We start from the raw sequence: 24764 nt of genomic DNA, 5'->3' as shown, positions 1-24764 counted from the left end.
ATTGTTCGCCGTAGGCATTGGATAATTAAAGATGAGGTGCAGCATGAAAAAAATTGCGATTCTTGGGTCAACCGGTTCCATTGGAACCCAGACACTGGATGTAGTTGACATGCATCCAGAACTCTTTCAAGTGGAGGGACTGGCTGCCGGAGGCAATACAGACCTGCTGATCGAACAAACCAAACGTTACCGGCCGAAGAAAGTATCAGTGGGGTCCAAAGAACTGGCGGAGAAGATAGCTCCACATTTTCCAGCAGGAACGCAACTATTTTATGGCAACGAAGGACTCGTAGAAGTTGCGGCAGGAACCGATGCGCATACGGTTGTTACAGCGGTGGTGGGCAGTGTTGGATTGGAGTCAACGCTTGCTGCCATAGATGCAGGCAAACAGATCGGACTGGCCAATAAGGAGACATTGGTTACAGCGGGGCATATCGTTACGACAAGAGCGGCTGCCAAAGGAGTTTCTTTACTGCCCGTTGATAGTGAGCACTCTGCTATATTCCAATGTTTAAATGGTGAAAACAGAGAACGCCTGACAGGCATCACGCTCACCGCTTCAGGTGGATCATTCCGTGATCTTACCCGTGAACAGTTGAAGAACGTGACTATAGAGGATGCGCTTAAACATCCAAATTGGTCAATGGGCTCCAAAATCACGATAGACTCGGCAACGATGGTAAACAAGGGTCTCGAGGTCATTGAAGCACATTGGTTATTTGGTCTTCGATATGATCAGATTAATGTATTGCTTCACCCAGAGAGTGTTATTCATTCCTATGTGGAATTTGATGACACAAGCATCATCGCACAACTGGGGAATCCAGATATGCGTGTGCCCATTCAATATGCACTGACTTACCCTGACCGCTTGCCATCACCGGCACAGCGTCTGTCTCTTGCTCAAGCTGGGAAATTACATTTCCGTGATATGGATATGGAACGGTTCCCGTGTTTAAGAATGGCGTATGAGTGTGGTAAAATGGGAGGAACCGCAACAACGGCGTTTAATGCAGCCAACGAGGTTGCTGTAGCCCGTTTCTTGCGTAAAGAGATTTCATTCCTTAAAATAGAAGATATTATTGCTTCTGTGCTGGAAGCACACCACAATGTGGACGAGCCTGATCTGCAGGAGATCGCGCGTTGTGATCAGGAGAGCCGTAAGCTTGCGGCTAGTCTGTAATCTCTTTTTTCATAACAAATTGGAAGAAGTGATTCTCTTGTGCGGCATCAGAGAATAATGATAATCTAGAGGGACAGACTGCGGTGTGTGCCGTGAAGGAGGATGGATAGGGATTGGAAACCATACAAGTGGTATTTCTAACGGTGCTCATGTTCTTTGTCATCGTGACGGTTCATGAATGGGGGCATTATTATTTTGCCAAACGCGCCGGTATTCTTGTACGGGAGTTTGCGATCGGTTTTGGTCCCAAATTGTTCTCATATAAAAGAAACGAGACCCAGTTTACATTGCGTTTGTTGCCTTTTGGTGGATATGCACGGATGGCAGGGGAAGATCCGGAACTGGTAGAGATCCAGGAAGGACAGACCATTGCGGTAAGATCAGCGGATGACCAGGTGAAGATGATCTATCTGGATCAGCTGGATAACCGTAAAAATGTAATACGTGGTGAAGTCATCTCCATTGATATGGAGAGAGCGCTGAAGCTTCAACTCGATGTAGATGGAGAGATTCAGGAGTATCGTATTCATCCTCAAGCAATGTTGGTAAGTCGTGGTAAACAAACGCAGATTGCACCGAAAGATCGTCAATTCGGCAGCAAAACTGTTGGACAGCGTGCATTGGCTATTTTTGCGGGCCCACTCATGAACTTTATCTTGGCCTTTGTGCTGTTTGCTGTATATGCCCAGATGGCAGGAGTTCCAGTGGAAAATCCAAAAAATCTTGTAATTGGTGAAGTGCTTGAAGGTGGGGCAGCCGATGAGGCGAACCTGCAAAAGGGCGATATTATCGAAACCATCAATGGTACTGCAATTGGTACGGATTCACAAAAAATGGTGTCGATGATTGCCGATTCCAAAGACAAGCCGATGGAATGGACGCTGCGCCGGGGTTCGGATACGTTTAATATAACGATTACTCCACGTGCTGTAGAAGGACAAGAAGGCGGTAAAGTGGGAATTGTACCTACGTTACCAACCCGATCTGTTGGATTTGTAGAGACATTTAAAGTCTCAGGCGTGGCCATGGTTGATACAACCAAAATAATATTTGAAGGTTTTAAACATCTGATCAATCAGTTCAACATGGATGATATCGGTGGTCCAGTTCGCACATTTGAAGTGACAGGACAAATTGCTAAACAAGGGATTGAACAGTTAACGAGATGGGCAGCGATTTTGAGTCTGTACCTTGGGATTTTCAACCTGCTACCAATACCTGCACTGGACGGCAGCCGTCTGGTATTTTTGGGAATTGAAGCGCTGCGCGGCAGACCTGTTGATCCCAATCGCGAAGGCATGGTGCATTTCGTCGGATTTGCGATGTTGTTTGTGTTGATGCTGGCAGTAACTTACAATGATATATTACGTTTAATTAACGGATAATTACGGTTGGACTACGCTCTGGACATTCAGAGATAGTCGTTATGGGAGGACGCTGGAGTCTTATGTCAAAGGAAAATGATAAACAGTTCGTGACTGAAATCACACCACAGGGTGAGGATTTCTCACGCTGGTACATTGATGTTATCAAAAAAGCTGATCTCATGGACTATGCACCCGTACGCGGTTGTATTGTGTTCAAACCAGACGGATTTGAAATCTGGGAACATATTAAGGATGAGTTGGATCGTCGTTTCCGGGAAACGGGTCATCGCAATGCGTACTTCCCGATGTTCATTCCTGAGAGCTTCTTTCAAAAGGAAAAAGAGCACGTGGAAGGTTTTAACCCTGAATTACCATGGGTTACGGAAGCTGGCGGAGAGAAGCTGGAAGAACGTCTGGCAATCCGTCCTACATCCGAAACGATTATTGGTCACATGTATTCCAAGTGGATTCAGTCTTATCGGGATCTTCCGGTACTGATCAACCAGTGGGCTAACGTAGTTCGTTGGGAAAAAAGAACGTTGCCTTTCCTTCGCACAAGTGAGTTCCTGTGGCAGGAAGGTCATACAGCGCATGAGACGGAAGAAGAAGCACGTGAAGAAACGATGAAAATGCTTCAGATTTATCGTGAAGTGGTTGAGGAATACTTGGCTATTCCTGTAATTGTGGGTCAGAAAACCAAGTCCGAGAAGTTTGCGGGTGCGGTGGATACCTACTCGATCGAAGCCATGATGAAGGATGGACGTGCAGTACAAGCAGGTACATCTCACTACATGGGGACGAACTTTGCAAAAGCATTTGAAATCCAGTATCTTAGCCGGAATAATGTGCTGGAGCTGGCTTACACTACTTCATGGGGAGTAAGCACACGTTTGATCGGTGCATTAATTATGGTTCATGGAGATGACCGTGGTCTCGTACTTCCTCCTAAAGTCGCACCGACTCAAGTGGTCATGATTCCAATTGGACCTCCGAAAACACGTGATGCTGTTGTTGGGCGTGCAGATGAGTTGTTCACTGAGTTGAAAAAAGCTGGAGTCCGTGTGAAAATGGATGATCGCAGCGATGTTCGCCCAGGTTGGAAATTCAATGAATACGAGATGCGCGGTGTTCCGATTCGTCTAGAGATTGGTCCACGTGATATGGAAAATGGCGTTTGTGTACTCGTATCACGGATCACAGGTGAGAAGAAAGTGGTAGAACAAGCAAACCTGGTAGAAGAGATCCAGGCTATGCTGACACAGATCCAGGTAGATATGTTAGAGCGTGCTCGCACATTTATGTCGGATAACTTCTACTCCGTGGATACACTCGATGAGATGAAAGAACTGATGGAAAATAAACGCGGGTTTACACTGGCCGGATGGTGCGGTTCAGAAGCTTGCGAAGATAAAGTAAGAGAAGTCACAGGTGCAACAAGCCGGAACATTCCGTTCCAGCCTGCGGAAGAAAAACATACGTGCCTGGCTTGTGGTGAACAGGCAGAACACACGGTTGTGTTTGCAAGAGCGTATTAAGTCAGGATAACCTGACTATATACATTGAACTAAACACTTACATGAGAACGTAGAGAACAGAAATAACCTGAAGAAGCGGAGCTAAAAGCTTTCTGAAAGAAAGCTACATCGGAAGCATACACTGCGCCTTTATCCCCGGATTTTCCCCTTTGTAAATGGGAATCAAAAAATCTGGGGGTAACAGCGATCTGAAGGGTGTTCTGTTATCGGAGTGGTAAGTGTAAATATCTTTTTGTTCAATGTATATAACGGCACGTACGGACTGTAAGAGTAATGAATGGAGAGCTTCTGTCGGATAAAATGAGTCGGTGCGAGTTCGGATCGGTGACATTTTTGAATGCAGGGGCTTTTCATGCTTTAAGGGGGTACAAGGAGGAACACGATGAGCGGATTCGAGGAGAAAAGAAAACGGTTTGAGTTGTTGATGAAACAGGCAGAGCTTCCGGCTGGTCTGTTAGAGCCCTATTTTTTGGATGGATGGATTGAACAAGTAGAGACCAATCGAAGTAATCGGGAATGGAATATTCTGATTGCAAAGGATACGTTGGTACCCGCTCCAATCTATCGCACATTTTGCCTGCATATCCAAGAGAAAATGAATCATATCGCCAAAATTTCATTTGGCTTCAAATACACGGACCAATTACAAAATGGTGATATCGTCAGTGAATATTGGAATCTGTTTCTGGAGTGGGTTACCCGTGAGATTCCATCTGTAAATGGTTGGATGAACCGGACAACCTTTGAATGTGAAGAGGATCTTCTACAACTGACAATGAGTGATGCAACGTCGATGGAATTGGCTCGTAAGAAACAGATTGATCAGGCTATTACAAAATTCTATGACAAATACTTTCATCTACCTCTTCGCATCAAGATGCAAGTGGGTGAAGTGGGAAGTAATAAAGAGGCCATGGAACAGTTCCAGGCCCAAAAACGTGTAGAAGAACTTGAGGTCATCGAGAAGATGATGAGTGAAGTGGACACAGAAATCCCGGTGGATGAGGAGCAGGGTGATCTGCGTTTGCAAATGGGTTATGACATCAAGGAACCTGCAGTACCTATGCAGGAAATCCAGGATGAAGAGAAAAAGGTCACGCTTCAAGGTTCGGTGTTTGGTCTGGATCGTAAAGAACTGCGAAACGGAAATACGTTGTTTACCTTCTACCTGACCGACTTCACGGACTCCATGCAAATGAAGATGTTTGCCAAAACAAAAGAAGATGTAAAAATTCTCAGTTTGTTGGCTAATGGTAAATGGGTGAAAGTGCGTGGTCGTGTAGAATATGACCGGTTTATGCAAATTCCTGAACTCGCCATGATTCCATCGGACCTGATTGAAGTTAAAGCACCGCCGTCTCGCAAAGATAATGCACCAGAGAAGCGGGTGGAGTTCCATTTGCACTCTACGATGAGTACGATGGATGCTGTAACTTCAATCGACAAATACGTGAAAATGGCAGCAGAGTGGGGACATAAGGCGATTGCAGTCACTGATCATGGTGGGGTGCAGGTATATCCCGAGGCTTCCAAGGCTGCTAAGAAAAACGGGATTAAAATGATCTACGGCCTCGAGGCCAATGTTGTGAATGACTCTGTTGCCGTTGTAATGGCTCCTCAGCCATTGGATCTCCAAACAGCAACATACATCGTATTTGATATCGAGACCACAGGTTTGTCGGTAACACAGAACAAAATCATTGAGATTGCAGCAGTGAAGATGCAAGATGGTAAAGAAATCGACCGGTTTGCAACGTTTGTGAATCCGCATGAACGCATTCCCTACAACATTCAGCAGTTGACCAATATTAATGATGACATGGTAAAAGACGCACCTGAGCTGGAGCCTGTCATTCGTGAGTTTGTGCAGTTTGCTGGTGATGGTGTGCTTGTTGCGCATAATGCACGTTTTGATATGGGCTTTATCCAGGCTTCGCTGAAGCAAATTGGAATGCCAGAGCTTCCTAACCCTGTCCTTGACACGTTGGAACTGGCGCGATTGTTATTTCCAAAAAATAAGAACCACCGTCTGAATACGATGGCAGATAAATATAAGGTTGGACTTGAAAGTCATCACCGTGCCATTGATGATACGATTGCACTCGCGGGTATACTGATCGGATTATTAAATGATGCTGCTCAGATGAAAGGTTTAACGAGGCTTGATCGCTTGAACGATTATGTAGGTGTCGACTTGTCGAATACAAGACCTTTCCATTGTGGAATCTATGCATTGAATGATGTCGGTAAGAAAAATCTATACAAGCTGGTATCTCTCTCTCATACGGAACATTTCAAGCGGGTACCGTGCATTCCCAAATCAAAACTGATTAATTTGCGTGAAGGGCTTGTTATTATATCGGGCTGTGAAAAAGGGGAGTTTTTCGAAGCGGTGCTTAACAAATCGCTCGAAGAAGCGGAAGAGATCGCTGAGTTCTATGACATACTGGAGATCCAACCACTTACCATGTATATGCATTTGGTGGATAAAGGGTTGGTGGCTACACCCGAAGAAATCAAAACAGCGATCCGTAAAGTCATTGATATAGGCGCAAAATTTAATAAACCGGTCATAGCCACAGGTAATGTTCATTACTTGGAACCTCGTGACAAGTTATATCGGGATATCACCATTCACGGAATTACAGGTTTTAGTCCACTCAAAGATCAACGTAAACCGGATGCACATTTTAGAACGACGGAGGAAATGCTGGAAGAGTTCCAGTTCCTGGGCCAAGATAAAGCTTACGAAGTCGTTGTTACAAATACGGTAGAGTTATCTGATCGTTTTGAGGAGATTAAGTTATTCCCGGACAAACTGTTTACTCCAATTCTGGAAGGTGCGGACGAAGAAATCCGTAATACCTGCTATGACACTGCCAAGTCTATCTATGGCGAGGAATTACCAGAAGTAATCGTTGCACGACTAGAGAAAGAGCTCATTCCAATTATTAAATACGGTTTTTCTGCCAACTATCTGATCTCGGAACGCTTGGTTAAAAAATCGAATCAGGATGGTTACCTCGTAGGTTCGCGGGGATCGGTTGGCTCCTCTGTTGTTGCTACATTCCTGGGTATATCCGAGGTTAATCCACTACCTGCTCATTATATTTGTGTGAATTCACAATGCAAACACAGCGAGTGGTTCCTGGACGGCAGTGTTCGAAGTGGATTTGACCTTCCAGAGAAAGAGTGTCCGGATTGTGGTGGCACACTTAAAGGAGAAGGCCAGGATATTCCGTTTGAGACCTTCCTTGGATTTAAAGGAGATAAAGTTCCCGATATTGACTTGAACTTCTCTGGTGATTATCAGCCTCATGCTCATAACTATACGAAAGTGCTATTTAGTGAGAAGAGTGTTTTCCGTGCGGGGACCATCGGTACGGTGGCTGAGAAAACAGCATTTGGTTTTGCCAAGAAGTACGAGGAACATCATCAGAAGAAATGGCGTGGAGCTGAATTGAATCGTTTGGCCTCTGGCTGTACTGGGGTGAAACGGAGTACTGGTCAGCATCCCGGTGGTATTGTCGTAGTACCTGATTATATTGAGGTCGAAGACGTTACACCTGTTCAGTTTCCGGCTGACGACGTTAATGCGGAGTGGAAAACGACACACTTTGATTATCATGCTTTTGAAGAAAACTTGCTGAAACTTGATATTCTGGGGCACGATGATCCAACTATGATGCGGATGTTGCAGGATTTGACAGGGGTTGATCCAACGACCATTCCGATGAATGATCCGAAAGTCATGAGCATGTTTAACTCAACCGAAGCTTTGGGTGTTACACCGGAACAGATTAGGTCGCCAGTCGCGACGTTTGGCGTGCCGGAGATGGGAACGAAGTTTGTACGTCAGATGCTTGTTGAATCCCAGCCGACGTCTTTTGCCGATTTGCTGCAGATTTCCGGATTGTCCCATGGTACAGGGGTATGGCTTGGAAACGCTCAGGATCTGATTAAGAACGGAACGTGTAACATTAAGACGGTAATTGGTTGTCGGGATGATATCATGTTATTTCTGATCTATAAAACGGGAATGGACGCAAGTCTGGCATTTAAGATTACCGAGAGTGTTCGTAAGGGACGGGGCCTACCACAGGAATGGATTGACGAGATGAAGAATTGTAAAGTGCCTCAATGGTACATTGATTCGTGTCTCAAAATCCAGTACATGTTCCCGAAGGCTCACGCGGCCGCTTATGTTATTTCGGCAGTACGTACGGCGTTTTTCAAGCTGTATCATCCGATTGAATATTACGCAACTTACTTTACTGTTCGAGCTGATGAGATTGATATCGAACTGATGTGTCAGGGATATGACGCGATCTATCGCAAAATTACGGAAATTGAGCAATTAGGTTTCCAGGCACCTCCAAAAGAGAAAAACATGTTACCTGTCCTGGAAATGGGTCTGGAAATGGCAGCACGCGGATTCTCGCTGAAATCCATTGACTTATACCGTTCAGAAGCGACAAAGTTCATCGTTGACGGAAAAACACTAATCCCTCCATTTTCAGCTTTGGCAGGAATCGGGGATAATGCAGCTCGCAATATCGCTGCGGCAAGAGATCATGGTGAATTCCTGTCAGTGGAAGACTTCCAGCAGAAGTCGAAAGCAAGTAAGACTATTGTTGAACTCCTGTCGAATATGGGATGTTTCCGTGGCTTGCCAGAGAGCAATCAGCTTTCCCTTTTCTAGGATTGAATTTGGATCTAACCATAGCGATTGTTGGGGGAACGTAATTTTTCCTTCATTAGTAAGTAAACTGCCTGAAGCATCGCTTACTTGTCACTATTACCAGACTATGTTATAATTTTTGAAGTGAACGAGATAGTACGAATTTCTAAAGAGTGGGGAAACCCACTCTTTAGTCTTTGGTATACAAGAATCTTGGGTATTGAATAATCTGCCAGTGCTTTTTTGCTGGTGTAACCTAAGTTGGAGGTTATTGGTTTTGAGCACAACGAACATTAAATCTACCGTGGAAGAAATGATCCAACCCTACTTGAACGAACAAGGCTTCGAGCTGGTTGACATCGAATACGTCAAAGAAGGCAGCAACTGGTTTTTACGGGTGTATGTCGACAAAGAGGGTGGCATCGACATCGACGATTGTGTCTTGATCAGCGAAAAGCTGAGCGCCAAGCTGGATGAGAACGATCCGATTCCAACCATCTATTTCCTTGAAGTGTCTTCTCCCGGTGCGGAGCGTCCACTGAAAAAACCTGAGGACGTTACCAAAGCTGTAGGCAAAAATGTTTTTGTTACAACCTACGAGCCGGTGAACGGATTGAAGGAATTTGAAGGCAAGCTGCTTTCCTTTGATGACGATGAACTCGTGATCGAAGCAGGCAAAAAACAGCATGCCATTTCTTATGATAAGGTTGCCAGTGCGCGCCTAGCTATTTTGTTTTAAGTGCCTTGTTCACTTTATTAATGAAAAAGACACATCTCACGATAACGGCAAGGTGCTCATGAGTTCAGAGCCTTTCGCCGTTTTACGTATGAGATGCCATGTTTGAAAGGGGGATCAACATTCATGAGTACGGATTTTATTGAAGCAATGAATGAATTGGAACGGGAAAAAGGGATCAGCAAGGATGTGCTGTTTGAAGCGATCGAGGCTGCACTAATTTCCAGCTACAAGCGGAATTTCAACACGGCCCAGAATGTGCGTGTTGACATGAACCGTAATACGGGAGTTATTCGGGTGTATGCCCGTAAATTGATCGTGGAAGAAGTCCTGGATTCACGTACCGAAATTTCATTGCCTGCTGCACGAGAAATCAACCCACACTTCCAGCTGGAAGATATTGCGGAGATTGAAGTTACGCCGCGTGATTTCGGACGTATCGCGGCACAAACTGCCAAACAGGTAGTGACCCAGCGGATTCGTGAAGCCGAACGCGGCCTGATCTACAACGCTTTCGTAGATAAGGAAGAAGATATCGTTACGGGAGTGGTGCAGCGTCAGGATTTGCGCAATATCTACATCGATCTGGGCAAAATCGAAGCGGCTTTACCGCTGACCGAATTGATGCCGAACGAGAAGTTTGTTCATGGTGACCGTATTAAGGCGTATATCACCAAGGTCGAGAATACGACGAAAGGGCCGCAAATCATTTTGTCCCGTACCCATCCGGGCCTCTTGAAACGTCTCTTTGAACTGGAAGTGCCTGAGATCTTTGACGGTGTAGTTGAAATTCGCTCCGTCGCTCGCGAAGCAGGGTTCCGCTCCAAGATTGCCGTTCATTCCCGCAACGAGGAAGTTGATCCAGTTGGATCTTGTGTAGGTCCTAGGGGAATGCGCGTGCAGACCATTGTGGGTGAGCTGCGCGGTGAAAAAATCGACATCGTTCGTTTCTCCGATCAGGTAGACGAATATGTTGCTAATGCACTGAGTCCTTCCAAAGTATTGGAAGTTCATGTATTTGAGGAAGAAAAGATGGCTCGGGTTATCGTTCCGGACTATCAACTGTCCCTCGCAATTGGTATCAAAGGCCAAAATGCCAGATTGGCAGCCAAATTAACCGGCTGGAAAATCGACATTAAGAGCGAGAGCCAGGCGGAACAGGAATTCGGCAGAGAAAAAGATTCTTCTTCTGAAATGCATCAGGATTCCGTCTCCGTCGACTAAAGTAAAGTACGGGGGGCGCTGACGTATGAAACCAAAAAAAGTGCCGCTGCGCAAATGTGTGGCATGCCAAGAAATGATGCCCAAAAAGCAGCTGATTCGCATTGTTAAAACGCCAGAGGATGAAGTGCTGATCGATTTGACTGGCAAAAAATCCGGACGTGGTGCCTATTTATGCGGCAAAGAGTCCTGTTTTAAGCTCGCACTCAAAAACCGGGCTTTGGATCGGGCGTTAAAAGGCAAAGTCTCACCTGAAATTTACGAGCAATTAGCAGCTGACTTCATCGCGGTTGAGGATGAATTCATAGCAGCACAGGAGCGTGAACATGACTAATATTAAAACGCTGTCTTATTTGGGACTCTCTATGCGTGCAGGTAAACTTGTAACAGGTGAAGAAATTGTACTTAAAGCGATCCGTTCTTCCGAAGCTAAAATGGTTATTGTTGCGGGTGACGCCTCAGCCAATACACAAAAGAAATTTCGCGATAAATGCGGAACTTATAAGGTTCCTCTGTTGATCGGATTTGACCGGGATAGTCTGGGTTCAAGTATCGGTAAAGACACGCGTGTTGTTCTTGCAGTAACGGATCGAGGGTTTGCAAAAATGATCTCCAAGCAAGTCGGTATAATGTCGGAGGTGGAGTATATTGAGTAAACAGGAAAACAAGGATAAATTGCGGGTTTATGAATATGCGAAGTCCCTTAATATGAGTAGTAAAGAAATTATAACCATTCTTAAAAAGCTGGAAATTCCCGTAAACAATCATATGAGTGTCATGGAGAATGGTTCAGTCGGTAAGGTGGAACAATTTTTTAAAGATATAAAATCCACTGCTGCTTCGAAACAAGGCAACGATGCAAAACCAGTTGCAACTTCGGCAGTACGTAGTGACAAACCAGTGGACAGCAACAAGCCGGCCGGCGGAGTGAACACGCCGATTAGCAGCAACCCATCCGGTAGTCCCGTACAAACAAAAATACAACAGGAAAAGCAGGTAGGTATGAACAATAGACCAAATTCCAACAATAACAATGGCACTCAAAGACCCAGCGGCCAAGACAGTCGCAACAGAACGAACTCTTCCCAAGGCTCAAGCCAAGGAGGACAATCAACTAACCGTCCAAGACCAGCTCAAGGTGGACAAAGCAGTACTGCATCCCGTCCGCAAGGAACGGGTGGTCAACGTCCGAATAACAGCGGTGGCGGTCAAGTAAGAACTTCAGGCCCTAACAGCGGTGGTAATACAGGTACTGCTGGCAACCGTAGCGGTGGCCAAGGTCAGAGCCAAGGACAAGGCCAACGTAGAAGCGGCCCAGGTGGTACTACTGGCAGCAACAACAATAGTGGTAACCGTTCGAACAGCGGTGGCGGTGGACGTCGTTATGATGACAACCGTGGCGGTAACTTCCGTGGTAACCGTGGTGGCAAGAACAACCGCAACAGAAATCAACAACAGTACCAACAACGTGAGAAAATTGATAACACACCTAAGAAAATCATCGTTCGTGGTGATATGACCGTTGGTGAAACAGCGAAGTTGCTCCATAAGGATGCTTCCGAAGTTATCAAAAAGCTCATCGCTATGGGTGTTATGGCAACAATCAACCAAGAGCTTGATATCGAAACGATCCTTCTGCTTTCAGGTGAATTCGGTGTTGAGGTTGAAGTGAAGATTGTGCTTGAAGATGACCGTTTCGAAACACTGGAAGAGAATGATGATGCTGCTGACTTGCAGGCTCGTCCACCAGTAGTTACGATCATGGGTCACGTTGACCATGGTAAAACTACTTTGCTGGATGCGATTCGTTCTACGAATGTATCCGATGGCGAAGCAGGCGGAATCACGCAACATATCGGTGCTTATCAAGTTGAAATTAACAACAAAAAAATCACGTTCCTGGATACTCCGGGTCACGAAGCGTTTACAGCGATGCGTGCACGTGGCGCACAAGTTACGGATATGACGATTATTGTCGTAGCTGCGGATGACGGTGTTATGCCACAGACCATTGAGGCGATTAACCATGCCAAAGCTGCTGGGCTACCAATCATCGTTGCTGTCAACAAAATTGACAAGCCGGGCGCTGATCCAGATAAAGTGAAACAAGAATTAACCAGCTATGAACTCGTTCCGGAAGAGTGGGGCGGAGATACCATCTTTGTTAACGTGTCAGCGAAACAAAGAATGGGTCTGGAAGGTCTGCTTGAAATGATTCTGCTCGTTGCAGAAGTGAACGAATACAAAGCGAACCCGGACAAACGTGCCCGTGGTACAGTGATTGAAGCCGAGCTGGATAAAGGACGTGGCCCAGTTGCACGTATCCTCGTACAGCACGGTACATTGAAAGTCGGCGATGCTTTCGTTGCAGGTAACTGCTTCGGTCGTGTTCGTGCGATGGTCAATGACAAAGGTCGCAAATTGAAAGAAGCTGGACCTTCAACACCTGTAGAAATCACAGGTCTGACTGAAGTTCCAGGTGCGGGAGATCCATTCATGGTGTTTGAAGATGAGCGCAAAGCGCGTTCCATCGCTGACAAACGTTCGATCACGCAACGTGAATCCGATCTGGGTACGCATACTCGTGTGACGTTGGATGATCTGTTCCAGCACATCAAAGATGGCGAGATCAAAGATCTGAACGTAATCATCAAAGGTGATGTACAAGGTTCGGTTGAAGCATTGAAAGGTTCCCTTGCGAAGATCGAAGTTGAAGGTGTACGCGTGAAAATTATTCATAGCGGCGCTGGTGCAATCACAGAATCCGACATCATTTTAGCTGCAGCATCCAATGCTATCGTGATCGGTTTCAACGTTCGTCCTGATAACCAGGCGAAATCAACTGCAGATCAAGAGCAAGTAGACATTCGTCTGCATCGCGTGATCTACAGTGTTATCGAAGAAATTGAACAAGCGATGAAAGGTATGCTCGATCCGATCTACAAAGAAAAAGTTATCGGTCATGCTGAAGTTCGGAGCACGTTCTCCATCAGTAAAGTGGGTACCATCGCTGGTTGTATGGTTACCTCGGGTAAAATTACGCGTTCTGCGGAAGCACGCCTGATTCGTGATGGCATTGTCCTTTACGAAGGTAAGCTGGATTCCCTGAAACGTTATAAAGATGATGCCAAAGAAGTAGCACAAGGTTACGAGTGCGGTATCACACTTGATAAATATAATGATCTCAAAGAAGGCGACGTTATCGAAGCTTTCATTATGGAGACAGTACAACGATAAGCAAGGAAGCATGAGGTGAACAACAATGGCTAAGATTCGTACAGGTAGAGTGGGCGAGCAGATCAAGAAAGAAATAAGTCTGCTCATCCAGTCTGAACTGAAAGATCCACGTATCGGCTTTATTACGGTAACGGGAGTCGAAGTGACAGGAGACTTGTCGCAAGCCAAAGTTTATCTGAGTGTCTTCGGTGAACAGGAACAAAAAGATAACACGCTGAAAGCTCTGGCAAAAGCAAATGGATTTTTGCGTTCGGAGCTGGGCAAACGTATCCGGTTCCGGCATGTTCCCGAGTTGATATTTAAGATTGACGAATCCATCGCTTATGGCAGCCGAATTGAGAAGCTGCTTGGCGATATTGGTTCCGACAAGAACGAATCCCAGTAACAGAATAGAGGAGACGGCAATGCACACTTATGAACAGGCGCTCCAGGCCGGAAAGCAATTTCTGCTGGAGCATGATGATTACCTGGTCGTGTCGCATGTACAGCCGGACGGTGACGCAGTCAGCTCGACGGTAACGGTGGGCTGGCTGCTGTCATGTCTGGGTAAGACATTCACGATGATTAATGAAGGTGAAATCCCCGGGCGCATGCAATTTTTGTGGGAAGCAGGCAACATTGTGAACATGACCGAACAACCACCGCAGCGAAAATATAAAGCTGTTATCTGTGTGGATTGTGCAGACTTTGCCAGAGTAGGTTTGACACGTCATTATTTCGAAGATGATGCTGTTATCTTGAATATTGATCATCACCCTACAAATGACGGTTATGGTACAGTCAACATCATTAAGTCAGATGCTGCTGCTACGGCTGAAATCTTGTTCGATTTTCTTAACCTGTTCCAAGTAACATGGGATCAAGATGTTGCGACGGCAGTTTATACAGGATTGCTTACCGATACAGGTGGATTCCGCTATGCCAACACCAGCCCAAATGTAATGAAAACGGCCTCCAGACTGCTTGAACATGGCGTGAATGGACCCTATCTCGCCCAGACCTTGTTGGAGCAGGTGACTCTTCCGCAAGTTCGGATTTTGAATCAGGCACTATCAAGCCTGCAGATGACAGATGATGGAAAGATAGCCTGGGTTGTTATTACACCAGATGATATGGTGGCTTGTGGAGCAGCTAATGAAGATCTTGAAGGGGTAGTGAACTATCCGCGCAACATTCAGGGCGTGGAAGTTGGTATCTTTTTCAAAGTCATCAACGAGAATGCAGTCAAGGTTTCTTTGCGTTCAGCTGGTAAAATTGATGTTGCTGCACTAGCACAGACCTTTGGCGGAGGCGGGCATGTGCTCGCAGCCGGATGTCGTCTGGAAGGCAGACTTGATGATATTATCGCAAAAGTACTGAAGCAGGTGAATTCACAATGGTAAAGCCATTTGAAGGTGTACTTCCGGTATATAAACCGGCGGGATTTACTTCTCATGATGTTGTAGCCAAAATGCGTCGCATTCTCAAAATGAAGCGCATTGGGCATACGGGCACACTTGACCCACAAGTTACAGGCGTTCTGCCGCTCTGTCTTGGACGGGCGACACGTGTGGTAGAGTACATGCAGGAGCTTCCGAAGGAATATCTGGCTACGCTCAGACTGGGACTGTCTACTGACACAGAGGATATGACAGGGGAAGTCATTGAGCGGGCTGAAACGACTGTGGAAGTAACACAGGAACAGGTTCAACAGGTGCTTGAGCAGTTTCTGGGAACGATTTCACAGGTACCACCTATGTATTCTGCGGTAAAGGTAGACGGCAAACGTCTTTATGAGCTTGCTCGTGAAGGTAAGACGGTAGAGCGTAAGAGCCGTGAGGTCACAATCTATGAGCTCGAACTTACTGGGATTGAGACTCAGGGTGAGACCACCGATATATCCTTCCGGGCCTTATGTTCAAAAGGTACTTATATTCGGACATTGTGTGTAGACATTGGCCGGCAACTCGGATATCCATCGACCATGGTTCAACTGGAACGTACGATATCGGCAGGTATCTCTGCAGATCGTTGTCTTCGTATTGAAGAAGTGGAACAACTTATGGCTGACGGGACTTTGGCGGAGGCGCTGATTCCTGTTGACGAGGCTATTGCTTCAATTCCGGCCCACAAGGTTGGAGAAGAACTGACCAAAGGAGCACTGCAAGGTCAGAAACTGTCTGCGCGTCTTCTGGAACCGCCTGTGGAGCAACCTGGTTTGCTGCGGTTGTATGCTCAGGATGGTACGTTTCTGGGGATATTTGAGCGGGATGAACTAAAACCAACGGTGAGGGCAGTTAAAGTCTTTTTGCCGGAATAAAGAGGTTTCGGGCTTGGAGTTGTGGTGATGCTCTAGCTTGGCCTATCTAGTGAAATGCAGGTGAATGATTGTGAAAACCGTAATGCTAACCTATCCGCAGACGTTACATTCGACTGAGCTGAGCACACTGCCCCAAGTGCTTGCGATTGGTCAATTCGACGGACTGCATCTCGGACATGCAAGTGTCATTTTATCAGCTGTCCGCATTGCGCGGGAAACGGGCATGCAGGCAGCGGTCATGACCTTTCATCCACATCCGAAGGAAGTTATGCGCAAAGGGGATTACGAGGGTTATTTAACTCCCTTGAGAGATAAAGAAGAGATCTTGGCAGGAATGGGCGTTGATGTACTCTATGTGGTGGAGTTCAATGAGGATTTCTCACGGTTGACGCCGCAACAATTCGTACACGACTTGTTGATTCCTCTTCAGACACGAACAGCGGTGGTGGGTTTTGACTTCCGTTTTGGTCACAAGGGTGCAGGGGATGAACAACTTCTTCGTACTTTGGGAGAAGGAGAGATGACGGTGGAAACCGTTCCTCCTTTCTTGTTAAATGGTGAAAAAGTAAGCAGTTCTCTCATTCGTGGCCTGTTGAAGCGTGGGGAGATGGATGAGGCCAGTCATTGGCTTGGCCGACCTTACAGCATCAGAGGAACCGTCATTCACGGGGAGAAGCGTGGACGAACGATTGGATTTCCTACAGCCAACCTTGAACTCACGGATCATTACGTTACCCCGTCGAAGGGTGTTTACGCTGTTCGTGTGCAGTATGGCGAACAGGAACTGCGTGGGGTAATGAATCTCGGTGTGAAACCTACGTTTCACGAAAGCGGGATGAAACCTACGTTTGAAGTGCACCTGCTTGATTTTGATGGACACTTATATGACCAGGAACTAAAGGTTGAGCTCGTTCACTATATTCGTGCAGAACGAAAGTTTGACTCCATTGATGCATTAATTAGCCAGATTCGTGAAGATGCATTAACTGCCGGCCGCCTGTTATCTTAAAGGTTCAGGATTAAATGCATGTTTACATTTACTTTAACTAGGCAATTATGATATACTGTACTACGTTGTCGATTGAGACAACATTAACCTTGGCTTGGTTGCTTGCTCTCACCGGCGGTGACGAGGCTAATGGCGATTATATTGAAGGAGGTGAACAGGATGGCATTGACTCAAGAACGTAAACAACAACTGATCGACGAGCACAAAACTCACGAGTCCGATACAGGATCTCCAGAGGTGCAAGTTGCTATCCTTACGGAAAACATCACAAGTTTGACAGACCACTTGCGTACGCATAAGAAAGACCACCACTCACGTCGTGGACTTTTGAAAATGGTAGGTCAACGTCGTAAGCTTTTGGCTTATGTGAAAAACAAAGATGTTAAACGTTACAGCGCACTGATCGAAAAACTCGGATTGCGTCGTTAATTATCGTACATGTTTTCAAAATCAACCTGGCTGTTATCCGTCATTCTTTTGTCTAAAAGGACAAGCGGAACTTACAGCCGGGTTGTTTTGTAGATGAACATGTTGCCATATATTTGTAGATGGGGCTCCGTGAGGAGCTTTTGTTGTGCAGGTTAGCATGTTGAAAGTTCCATACATAGCTAATGAATGCAGGACAAGCAGGAAATACTGTGAATATGCAGAATCCATTGAATTAGGAACGAATAAAAGGAGGGGTTTCATGGAACAGCGTGTTGAAATGCAGCTTGGTGGAAGAAAACTTACGCTTGAGACCGGGCGTTTGGCCAAGCAGGCTAATGCTGCCGTTAAGGTAACATACGGGGATACCGTGGTATTGTGTACCGTGACAGCATCAAGTGAGCCGAAAGATCTGGACTTTTTCCCATTAACGGTGAACTATGAAGAAAGATTGTACGCCGTAGGTAAAATCCCGGGAGGATTTATTAAACGTGAAGGCAGACCGAGTGAGAAAGCGATTCTTTCAAGCCGTCTGACAGACCGTCCAATTCGTCCTTTGTTCCCGGAAGGCTTCCGGAATGATGTACAAGTTCTGAATATCGTTATGAGTGTGGATCAGGACTGCGAACCGCAAATCGCTGCAATGATTGGTACATCAGCAGCATTGAGCATTTCGGATGTTCCATTCAGCGGACCGATTGGTGGCGTGAAAGTTGGACGTATTGATGGCGAGTTCATCATTAACCCAACGATTGCACAGCTTGAAGTTAGTGATATTGAACTGGTTGTTGCAGGAACCAAGGATGCCATCATGATGGTTGAGGCCGAAGCAAACGAAGTGGCGGAAGAAGTGATGCTCGAAGCAATCATGTTTGGACATGATGAGATCCAAAACATTATTGCTGTAATCGAACAACTTGTGCAAGTTGCTGGAAAAGAAAAAATGGCTGTTAAGTTGCGTACCGTTAATGCTGAAGTTAACAACAGTGTGCGTGAATTCGCCAGCGCTCGTCTGGTCGAAGCGGTTAAAATCGCCGAGAAGCATGCTCGTCAAGATGCAATCGATGTAGTGAATGACGAAACCGTTGCTCACTTTGAAGAGAAATATATTGAAAGTCCGGAATTGTTCAAAGACGTGAAGGAAGTTCTGCACGATATCGTCAAAGAAGAAGTGCGTCGTCTGATCACGCATGATAAGGTTCGTCCAGATGGACGTGGACTTGCTGAAATTCGCCCAATTGAATGTGATACATCTCTGCTGCCACGTGCACATGGTACAGGACTGTTTACGCGTGGGCAAACGCAAGCACTTAGCGTTTGTACACTTGGTGCACTGGGTGATGTTCAGATTTTGGACGGAATCAGTCTTGAAGAAACGAAACGATTCATGCATCACTATAACTTCCCACCATTCAGCGTAGGCGAAGCGCGTCCATTGCGTGCTCCAGGCCGTCGCGAAATCGGACATGGTGCTCTGGGTGAGCGCGCGCTTTCCAAAGTGATTCCTTCCGAAACGGATTTCCCATACACGATTCGTTTGGTATCTGAAGTTCTTGAATCCAACGGCTCATCATCTCAGGCAAGTATCTGTGCCAGCACTTTAGCTATGATGGATGCAGGTGTACCAATCAAAGCTCCAGTTGCGGGTGTAGCTATGGGTCTGATCAAAGACGGAGATCATGTATCCATTCTGAGTGATATTCAAGGTATGGAAGATCACCTCGGTGACATGGACTTTAAAGTAGCTGGAACACCTGAAGGTGTAACTGCAATCCAAATGGACATCAAAATTGCTGGTATTAATCGTCAAATTTTGTCTGATGCATTGGCGCAAGCCAAAGAAGGCCGTATGCACATTTTGGGCAAAATGAACGAAATTTTGAAAACTCCACGTGAGCAGTTATCACAATATGCGCCAAAAATTACAACGATGCATATCAATCCGGACAAAATCCGTGATGTGATCGGTGCAGGTGGTAAAATTATCAATAAAATCATCGAAGAAACCGGTGTTAAAATTGATATTGAACAGGATGGACGTGTCTTTATCGCTTCTTCCAACCAGGAGATGAATGATAAAGCCAAAGCGATCATCGAAGGTATTGTGCGCGAAGTATTGGTCGGCGAGATTTATGTCGGTAAAGTAAAACGCGTAGAAAAATTCGGTGCATTTGTTGAAGTACTTCCTAACAAAGAAGGTCTGGTACACATCTCGCAACTGTCAACTGAACGTGTTGCCAAAGTGGAAGATGTTGTAGCTATCGGTGATTCCATTACGGTAAAAGTAACGGAAATTGACCCACAAGGTCGAATCAACTTGTCCCGTAAAGCAGTTTTGACTGCTGAAGCTCCGGCTCAATCCTAGGATACCGAAGCGACAGGTTATAAATGGATAGATTGAATGAAGAGACAGAATGTGAATTTCTGGCTCTTTTTTTAACGTTTAAATACGTAAAGCAAGGATGAAACCATGGCTTAGCATTCATATTTTTGCCCTTGTCCTCATATGATGGGGACAAAGACGGCGGGAGGATGGAGCTGTGGGAAACCAATCCAAAAAGCTGGCGGCTGTTCTGGCGGGTGTGACTGCGGTCATATTGATCGGACAAGTTGGCAGTGTACGTACATACATTACGGAGATCCGTGATGGGCCAGGTACGCAAAATGCTTTTGACATGTTTAAGGAGGCAACTGGAGAAGATGCGCTGTTGTCTGCGATTCGGGATAAAGCGGCTGAAACGAAAATTGCTCCGGTAAATGCCAGAGTGGATCGGGTATGGAAAGCGATTCCTGGTTATAATGGCATGGAGATTGATGTGGAAGCGACATACCGTAAGGCGCTGAGTGGAACGTTGAATACCAAAATAGCGTATGTCTACCGTCAGATTGAACCGGAGATCCAGCTTAAGGATTTGGGTGCACATCCGATCTATCGGGGGAATGCAAACAAACCGATGGTTTCTTTTATGATTAATGTGGCCTGGGGGAACGAATACATTAAACCGATGCTGGATACGCTCGATGCCGAGAAAGTGAAGGCTACTTTTTTTCTGGATGGAAGTTGGTTAAGCAAAAATGTTGAACTGGCCAAAGAAATTCAGAAACGTGGGCATGAGATGTCCAACCATGCATATTCTCACCCTAATATGAGTCGATTGAGCGCAGAACGGGCCAAGCTGGAAATTAGCAAAACCCAGGATCTGCTCCATAAAACACTGGGCGTAGAGAATCGTTGGTTTGCTCCGCCATCCGGTGACTTTAATCAGAAGACCGTTGACATTGCTTCATCCATGGGACTGAAAACCGTGTTATGGACAGTAGATACTGTGGATTGGCGTAAGCCAAGCCCGGATGCCGTTGTTGCCAAAATTGCTAAAAATACTGAGGCTGGAACGTTAATTCTAATGCACCCTACAGCTGCTTCTTCGGGAGCTTTAAAGGGCATGATTCAATCCATACGGGCCAAAGGTCTGGTGCTCGGAACAGTAAGTGAGACGCTGTCTTCGGAACGTGTAAATACCTCTACGGTTGAGTGAACGTTGTTTTTTTGTTAATATCAAACAGTTGGAACCAAATGTCGATTTCAATTTCAAGGTTGAGATCAAGGCAATTATAGAGATGTAGGAGGGCCAACCATGAAAAAAATTCAGCTGGGCAATGGCCTCAGAGTTGTCATGGAACAGATACCGACCTGCCGTTCTGTGTCTTTCGGAATATGGGTCAAGACAGGTTCGCGTAATGAGCAACCTGCAAGTAACGGAGTATCACATTTTATTGAACACATGTTATTCAAGGGAACAGATCGTTATGATGCCAAGGCGATTGCGGAGCAGTTCGATGCGATTGGCGGTAACGTGAATGCATTCACTTCCAAAGAATATACGTGTTATTATGCTAAAGTGTTGGATGAACATTTGCCGATTGCGGTTGATGTATTGTCTGATATGTTTTTCCGCTCCAAAATGGATGATGGTGAATTGATCAAGGAGAAAAACGTCATTCTGGAAGAAATCTCGATGTATGAAGATACGCCTGATGATATGGTTCATGATCTGATGGCCTTGGCCGCTTATGGTGAGCATCCACTCGCATACCCAATCCTGGGTACGGAAGAACGTCTCAAAGTGATGGATTCCAGCCATCTGCGTGCATATATGAAGGAGCACTACACGATTGAGAACACGGTCATTAGTATCGCGGGTAATATTGATGACAGTGTAATCGATCTGATGGAGAAGCATTTTGGTGCTTTTGATGTAAATGGAGTATCGGAAGCAGTCACGATGCCAGCCTTCCAAAGCGGACAGCTCTTTCACAAAAAGAAAACGGAACAGAATCATATCTGTATCTCGTTCCCGGGCTGTAAAATCGGAGATCCGCTGCAATTCGCTATGGTTGTTCTGAATAACGCCATTGGTGGAGGCATGAGCTCCAGACTGTTCCAGGAAATTCGTGAGAAACGGGGTCTTGCGTACTCCGTGTATTCCTATCATAGCTCTCATGCGGACAGCGGACTTTTCACGATATACGCGGGTACAGCACCGAAACAGACCAAAGAAGTGCTCGATCTGACCAAAGAGGTTCTACGCGACTTGGCTGTTAACGGCTTGTCCGAAGATGAACTTCGTAAAGGAAAAGAACAGCTGAAAGGTAGCTTGATTCTGAGCTTGGAAAGCACAGGCAGTCGCATGAATCGTCTGGGTAAAAACGAGCTCATGCTGGGCAGACACCATACACTGGATGAGATGATTGCCAAAATTGAGCAAGTTACCATAGACGATATTAACGCGGTACTTGATCTGATGTTTGCTGAACCTTTTGCACTTGCTATGGTTGGCGCTTCAGATAAGACGATCGCTGGATTGAGAAGGGATGATTTTGTTGCATTACGTTCAAATACAGAAACTGCCGGGCAATGAAGATATTAAACTGCCTCAAAAAATGTCGGAGCTGGCATCCGGCTTTGATGTAGTAGCTGCACTTCAGGAAGATGTTGTATTGCAGCCGGGTCAGCGTACGCTGATTCCTACCGGACTTGCGATGGCAATGCCAGCTGGATTGGAAGCACAGATTCGTCCTCGGAGCGGACTGGCTTTCAAACATGGTATTACTTGCCTCAACACACCGGGGACCATTGATGCGGATTATCGCGGAGAAGTTAAAGTTCTGTTGATTAATTTGGGTCAGGAACCGTTCACAATTGTACGGGGAGAGCGCATCGCACAGATCGTCTTCCAGACCGTGCCTGCGGTTGAATTGACTGAAGTGAATGAACTTTCGGAAACGGTACGTGGCGAAGGTGGATTCGGTCATACCGGGAAATAAGCAGCGTAAATATACCTATTCTTTAGAGTCGTCCCTGACAGGGGCGGCTCTTTTTTACATTTGAGAAACGGACGGTGGAATGCAATTATTGTTTTCACCCCCCTGTGGGCCCCTGCATACGATAAGGCATACATGTGGTGAAAGGAGTGACGTCCCGATGCTGACCGGAGTCCGGATTGTAGTCCTGGGCGGAGATGCGCGGCAGCTTGAAGTCATTCAAAAGTGCGCTGAGCTGGATGCAACGGTAAGTGTGGTGGGTTTCGATAAAATAGAGCGTTCCATTCCAGGGATCGAGCACCAGGAACTGGAGGATGAAGTGTTTGCTTCCGCAGATGTACTCGTACTGCCTGTTGTCGGTTGCGATGAGCAGGGAAAAGTAAGTACTTCATTCAGTGACACACCGATCTATTTGAAAAAGGAACATATTGCAGCATTACCAGAGCATTGTATTGTGTTCACAGGTATGGCAAAGCCGTTCTTGCGCGAACTTAGTCTTGAAAATGGGCTGCGACTTGTTGAAGTACTTGATCGTGATGATATTGCACTTTATAACTCTATTCCAACAGCTGAGGGAGCCATCGCCATAGCAATTCGGGAGACGGACTTCACAATCCATGGTTCGGAATGCATTGTGCTTGGCATTGGTCGAACAGGATTCACAATGGCCAAAACACTGCAGGGACTTGGAGCAAATGTACGGGTGGGAATCAGGCGGGAAGAGGATGCTGCCCGCGCTACAATAATGGGCTGGAAGCCTTTCATGACAACGGATTTGGCCGCTCAGACCGGGGAAGTTGACTTGCTTTTTAATACGATACCGACTATGATAATCACAGCACAAATCCTGTCCAGAATGCCGCAAAAGGCTGTCATTATCGACCTCGCATCCGCTCCTGGCGGCTGTGATTTCAGGTATGCCGAGAAACGCGGTATCAAAGCGCTACTTGCGCCAGGCCTCCCCGGCATTGTTGCTCCCAAAACGGCTGGCGGCATTATTGCCGACGCGTTGATCCGTTTGCTTTTGGAAGAACAGAACGCACGGGAGGTTAAATCATGAACTGGCAGGGAAAAACGGTAGGTTATGCAATTACGGGTTCTCATTGTACGTTTGAAGAGGTTATGCCGGTAATTAGCCGCTTCGTAGCTGAAGGTGCCAACGTCGTTCCGATTATTTCGAATTCGGTTCTGACGACGGATACACGCTTTGGTACGGCGCAAAATTGGCAAAAACAGTTGAAAGATATAACAGGTAATGATATCATTTCTACAATTGTTGAAGCGGAGCCATTAGGGCCTTCCAAGCTGCTTGATGTGCTGGTTATTGCTCCATGCACAGGGAATACAACAAGCAAGCTGGCTAATGCGATGACCGACAGTCCAGTGCTAATGGCAGCCAAAGCGCAGATGCGCAATCAGCGTCCACTTGTGCTCGCGATTTCCACGAATGACGGTCTGGGCTTGAATGCTGCGAATATCGCCAAATTGCTTGTGGCTAAATACTTGTATTTTGTGCCATTTGGGCAAGACGATCCAGTGAAAAAACCAAACTCGTTAGTCGCCAAAATGGAATTGATTCCAGAGGCTTGCTGGAGTGCTCTTGAGGGCAAACAGTTGCAGCCGATGATTGTGGAGCGTTCTTCACAGGCTTGATGGAACAATGATTCGGTGACAACGTTTATACGCTTGGAGAAATGAAGAAGGGTTCGAGAGACAAAGAAAATCATGGGGGACAATATGCTGGATTG

Annotated in this window: 20 protein-coding genes; all 20 read left to right on the top strand. The window is 46.1% G+C overall.

The window, feature by feature from the left end; all coding sequences use genetic code 11:
• Nucleotides 1-43 precede the first annotated feature (43 nt).
• The 20 genes from MHB71_RS13650 (at nt 44) to MHB71_RS13555 (ending at nt 24669) form a co-directional block, all read left to right on the top strand.
• Nucleotides 44-1183 (top strand): 1-deoxy-D-xylulose-5-phosphate reductoisomerase, encoded by a 1140-nt coding sequence (locus tag MHB71_RS13650; protein ID WP_340029909.1) that lies wholly within the window; start codon nt 44-46, stop codon nt 1181-1183.
• Between the two features lie 113 nt (nt 1184-1296).
• Complete coding sequence (rseP, locus tag MHB71_RS13645; protein WP_036609317.1) at nt 1297-2568, top strand: RIP metalloprotease RseP; 1272 nt, start codon at nt 1297-1299, stop codon at nt 2566-2568.
• A gap of 62 nt (nt 2569-2630) precedes the next feature.
• Nucleotides 2631-4085 carry a proline--tRNA ligase gene (proS, locus tag MHB71_RS13640; protein ID WP_100529405.1) on the top strand — a complete coding sequence of 485 codons (1455 nt, stop codon included), beginning with the start codon at nt 2631-2633 and terminating at the stop codon, nt 4083-4085.
• Between the two features lie 382 nt (nt 4086-4467).
• Entirely contained in the window at nt 4468-8787 is a 4320-nt protein-coding gene (locus MHB71_RS13635; RefSeq protein WP_340029907.1) for a PolC-type DNA polymerase III, read from the top strand.
• A 256-nt stretch (nt 8788-9043) separates the two neighbouring features.
• Nucleotides 9044-9505, top strand: a complete 462-nt coding sequence (rimP, locus tag MHB71_RS13630) for a ribosome maturation factor RimP (RefSeq protein ID WP_036609311.1) — start codon at nt 9044-9046, stop codon at nt 9503-9505.
• Nucleotides 9506-9628: 123 nt separating this feature from the next.
• Entirely contained in the window at nt 9629-10726 is a 1098-nt protein-coding gene (nusA, locus tag MHB71_RS13625; protein WP_036609309.1) for a transcription termination factor NusA, read from the top strand.
• Between the two features lie 25 nt (nt 10727-10751).
• The gene (locus tag MHB71_RS13620) at nt 10752-11057 is read left to right on the top strand and encodes a YlxR family protein (RefSeq protein ID WP_036609307.1); all 306 of its coding nucleotides are present in this window, start codon (nt 10752-10754) and stop codon (nt 11055-11057) included.
• On the top strand, nt 11050-11379 hold the full coding sequence (locus MHB71_RS13615; protein WP_017689142.1) for a ribosomal L7Ae/L30e/S12e/Gadd45 family protein: 330 nt from the start codon (nt 11050-11052) through the stop codon (nt 11377-11379). The genes MHB71_RS13620 and MHB71_RS13615 overlap by 8 nt, the downstream gene beginning before the upstream one ends.
• Complete coding sequence (infB, locus tag MHB71_RS13610; RefSeq protein ID WP_036609305.1) at nt 11372-13960, top strand: translation initiation factor IF-2; 2589 nt, start codon at nt 11372-11374, stop codon at nt 13958-13960. The genes MHB71_RS13615 and infB overlap by 8 nt, the downstream gene beginning before the upstream one ends.
• Before the next feature lie 25 nt (nt 13961-13985).
• Nucleotides 13986-14345, top strand: a complete 360-nt coding sequence (rbfA, locus tag MHB71_RS13605) for a 30S ribosome-binding factor RbfA (RefSeq protein WP_017689140.1) — start codon at nt 13986-13988, stop codon at nt 14343-14345.
• A 19-nt stretch (nt 14346-14364) separates the two neighbouring features.
• Entirely contained in the window at nt 14365-15342 is a 978-nt protein-coding gene (locus tag MHB71_RS13600) for a bifunctional oligoribonuclease/PAP phosphatase NrnA (RefSeq protein ID WP_036609303.1), read from the top strand.
• Entirely contained in the window at nt 15336-16259 is a 924-nt protein-coding gene (gene truB / locus MHB71_RS13595; protein WP_076249803.1) for a tRNA pseudouridine(55) synthase TruB, read from the top strand. The genes MHB71_RS13600 and truB overlap by 7 nt, the downstream gene beginning before the upstream one ends.
• 82 nt (nt 16260-16341) lie before the next feature.
• Nucleotides 16342-17268, top strand: coding sequence for a bifunctional riboflavin kinase/FAD synthetase (locus MHB71_RS13590; RefSeq protein ID WP_100529444.1), 927 nt, complete (start codon nt 16342-16344; stop codon nt 17266-17268).
• Between the two features lie 159 nt (nt 17269-17427).
• Nucleotides 17428-17697, top strand: a complete 270-nt coding sequence (rpsO, locus tag MHB71_RS13585) for a 30S ribosomal protein S15 (RefSeq protein ID WP_017689136.1) — start codon at nt 17428-17430, stop codon at nt 17695-17697.
• A gap of 259 nt (nt 17698-17956) precedes the next feature.
• Nucleotides 17957-20059 (top strand): polyribonucleotide nucleotidyltransferase, encoded by a 2103-nt coding sequence (pnp, locus tag MHB71_RS13580; RefSeq protein ID WP_036609294.1) that lies wholly within the window; start codon nt 17957-17959, stop codon nt 20057-20059.
• Between the two features lie 175 nt (nt 20060-20234).
• A complete protein-coding gene (locus MHB71_RS13575; protein ID WP_100529409.1) occupies nt 20235-21230 on the top strand; it encodes a polysaccharide deacetylase family protein in 996 nt (331 codons plus the stop codon).
• Between the two features lie 99 nt (nt 21231-21329).
• Entirely contained in the window at nt 21330-22613 is a 1284-nt protein-coding gene (locus MHB71_RS13570; protein ID WP_340029906.1) for a pitrilysin family protein, read from the top strand.
• Nucleotides 22573-23019 carry a dUTP diphosphatase gene (gene dut, locus MHB71_RS13565; protein ID WP_017689132.1) on the top strand — a complete coding sequence of 149 codons (447 nt, stop codon included), beginning with the start codon at nt 22573-22575 and terminating at the stop codon, nt 23017-23019. The genes MHB71_RS13570 and dut overlap by 41 nt, the downstream gene beginning before the upstream one ends.
• Before the next feature lie 157 nt (nt 23020-23176).
• Entirely contained in the window at nt 23177-24076 is a 900-nt protein-coding gene (gene dpsA / locus MHB71_RS13560) for a dipicolinate synthase subunit DpsA (protein ID WP_036609288.1), read from the top strand.
• Nucleotides 24073-24669 carry a dipicolinate synthase subunit B gene (locus tag MHB71_RS13555; RefSeq protein WP_017689130.1) on the top strand — a complete coding sequence of 199 codons (597 nt, stop codon included), beginning with the start codon at nt 24073-24075 and terminating at the stop codon, nt 24667-24669. Before dpsA ends, MHB71_RS13555 begins: the two co-directional genes overlap by 4 nt.
• Nucleotides 24670-24764 lie beyond the last annotated feature (95 nt).

This window comes from Paenibacillus sp. FSL H7-0940 (assembly GCF_037979415.1).
GTDB classification, from domain to species: Bacteria; Bacillota; Bacilli; order Paenibacillales; family Paenibacillaceae; genus Paenibacillus; species Paenibacillus amylolyticus.
Note: the sequence above shows the minus strand (reverse complement) of the source record. Positions and strands in the feature narration are given on the sequence as shown.

What these genes read in the sequence shown, in the direction of transcription:
- MHB71_RS13590 (WP_100529444.1), top strand. Translation starts at nt 16,342, where the DNA reads ATGCTAACCTATCCGCAGACGTTACATTCGACTGAGCTGAGCACACTG.
- proS (WP_100529405.1), top strand. Translation starts at nt 2,631, where the DNA reads ATGTCAAAGGAAAATGATAAACAGTTCGTGACTGAAATCACACCACAG.
- MHB71_RS13555 (WP_017689130.1), top strand. Translation starts at nt 24,073, where the DNA reads ATGAACTGGCAGGGAAAAACGGTAGGTTATGCAATTACGGGTTCTCAT.
- MHB71_RS13635 (WP_340029907.1), top strand. Translation starts at nt 4,468, where the DNA reads ATGAGCGGATTCGAGGAGAAAAGAAAACGGTTTGAGTTGTTGATGAAA.
- truB (WP_076249803.1), top strand. Translation starts at nt 15,336, where the DNA reads ATGGTAAAGCCATTTGAAGGTGTACTTCCGGTATATAAACCGGCGGGA.
- pnp (WP_036609294.1), top strand. Translation starts at nt 17,957, where the DNA reads ATGGAACAGCGTGTTGAAATGCAGCTTGGTGGAAGAAAACTTACGCTT.
- rpsO (WP_017689136.1), top strand. Translation starts at nt 17,428, where the DNA reads ATGGCATTGACTCAAGAACGTAAACAACAACTGATCGACGAGCACAAA.
- MHB71_RS13600 (WP_036609303.1), top strand. Translation starts at nt 14,365, where the DNA reads ATGCACACTTATGAACAGGCGCTCCAGGCCGGAAAGCAATTTCTGCTG.
- nusA (WP_036609309.1), top strand. Translation starts at nt 9,629, where the DNA reads ATGAGTACGGATTTTATTGAAGCAATGAATGAATTGGAACGGGAAAAA.
- MHB71_RS13650 (WP_340029909.1), top strand. Translation starts at nt 44, where the DNA reads ATGAAAAAAATTGCGATTCTTGGGTCAACCGGTTCCATTGGAACCCAG.
- MHB71_RS13615 (WP_017689142.1), top strand. Translation starts at nt 11,050, where the DNA reads ATGACTAATATTAAAACGCTGTCTTATTTGGGACTCTCTATGCGTGCA.
- dpsA (WP_036609288.1), top strand. Translation starts at nt 23,177, where the DNA reads ATGCTGACCGGAGTCCGGATTGTAGTCCTGGGCGGAGATGCGCGGCAG.
- MHB71_RS13620 (WP_036609307.1), top strand. Translation starts at nt 10,752, where the DNA reads ATGAAACCAAAAAAAGTGCCGCTGCGCAAATGTGTGGCATGCCAAGAA.
- MHB71_RS13570 (WP_340029906.1), top strand. Translation starts at nt 21,330, where the DNA reads ATGAAAAAAATTCAGCTGGGCAATGGCCTCAGAGTTGTCATGGAACAG.
- rbfA (WP_017689140.1), top strand. Translation starts at nt 13,986, where the DNA reads ATGGCTAAGATTCGTACAGGTAGAGTGGGCGAGCAGATCAAGAAAGAA.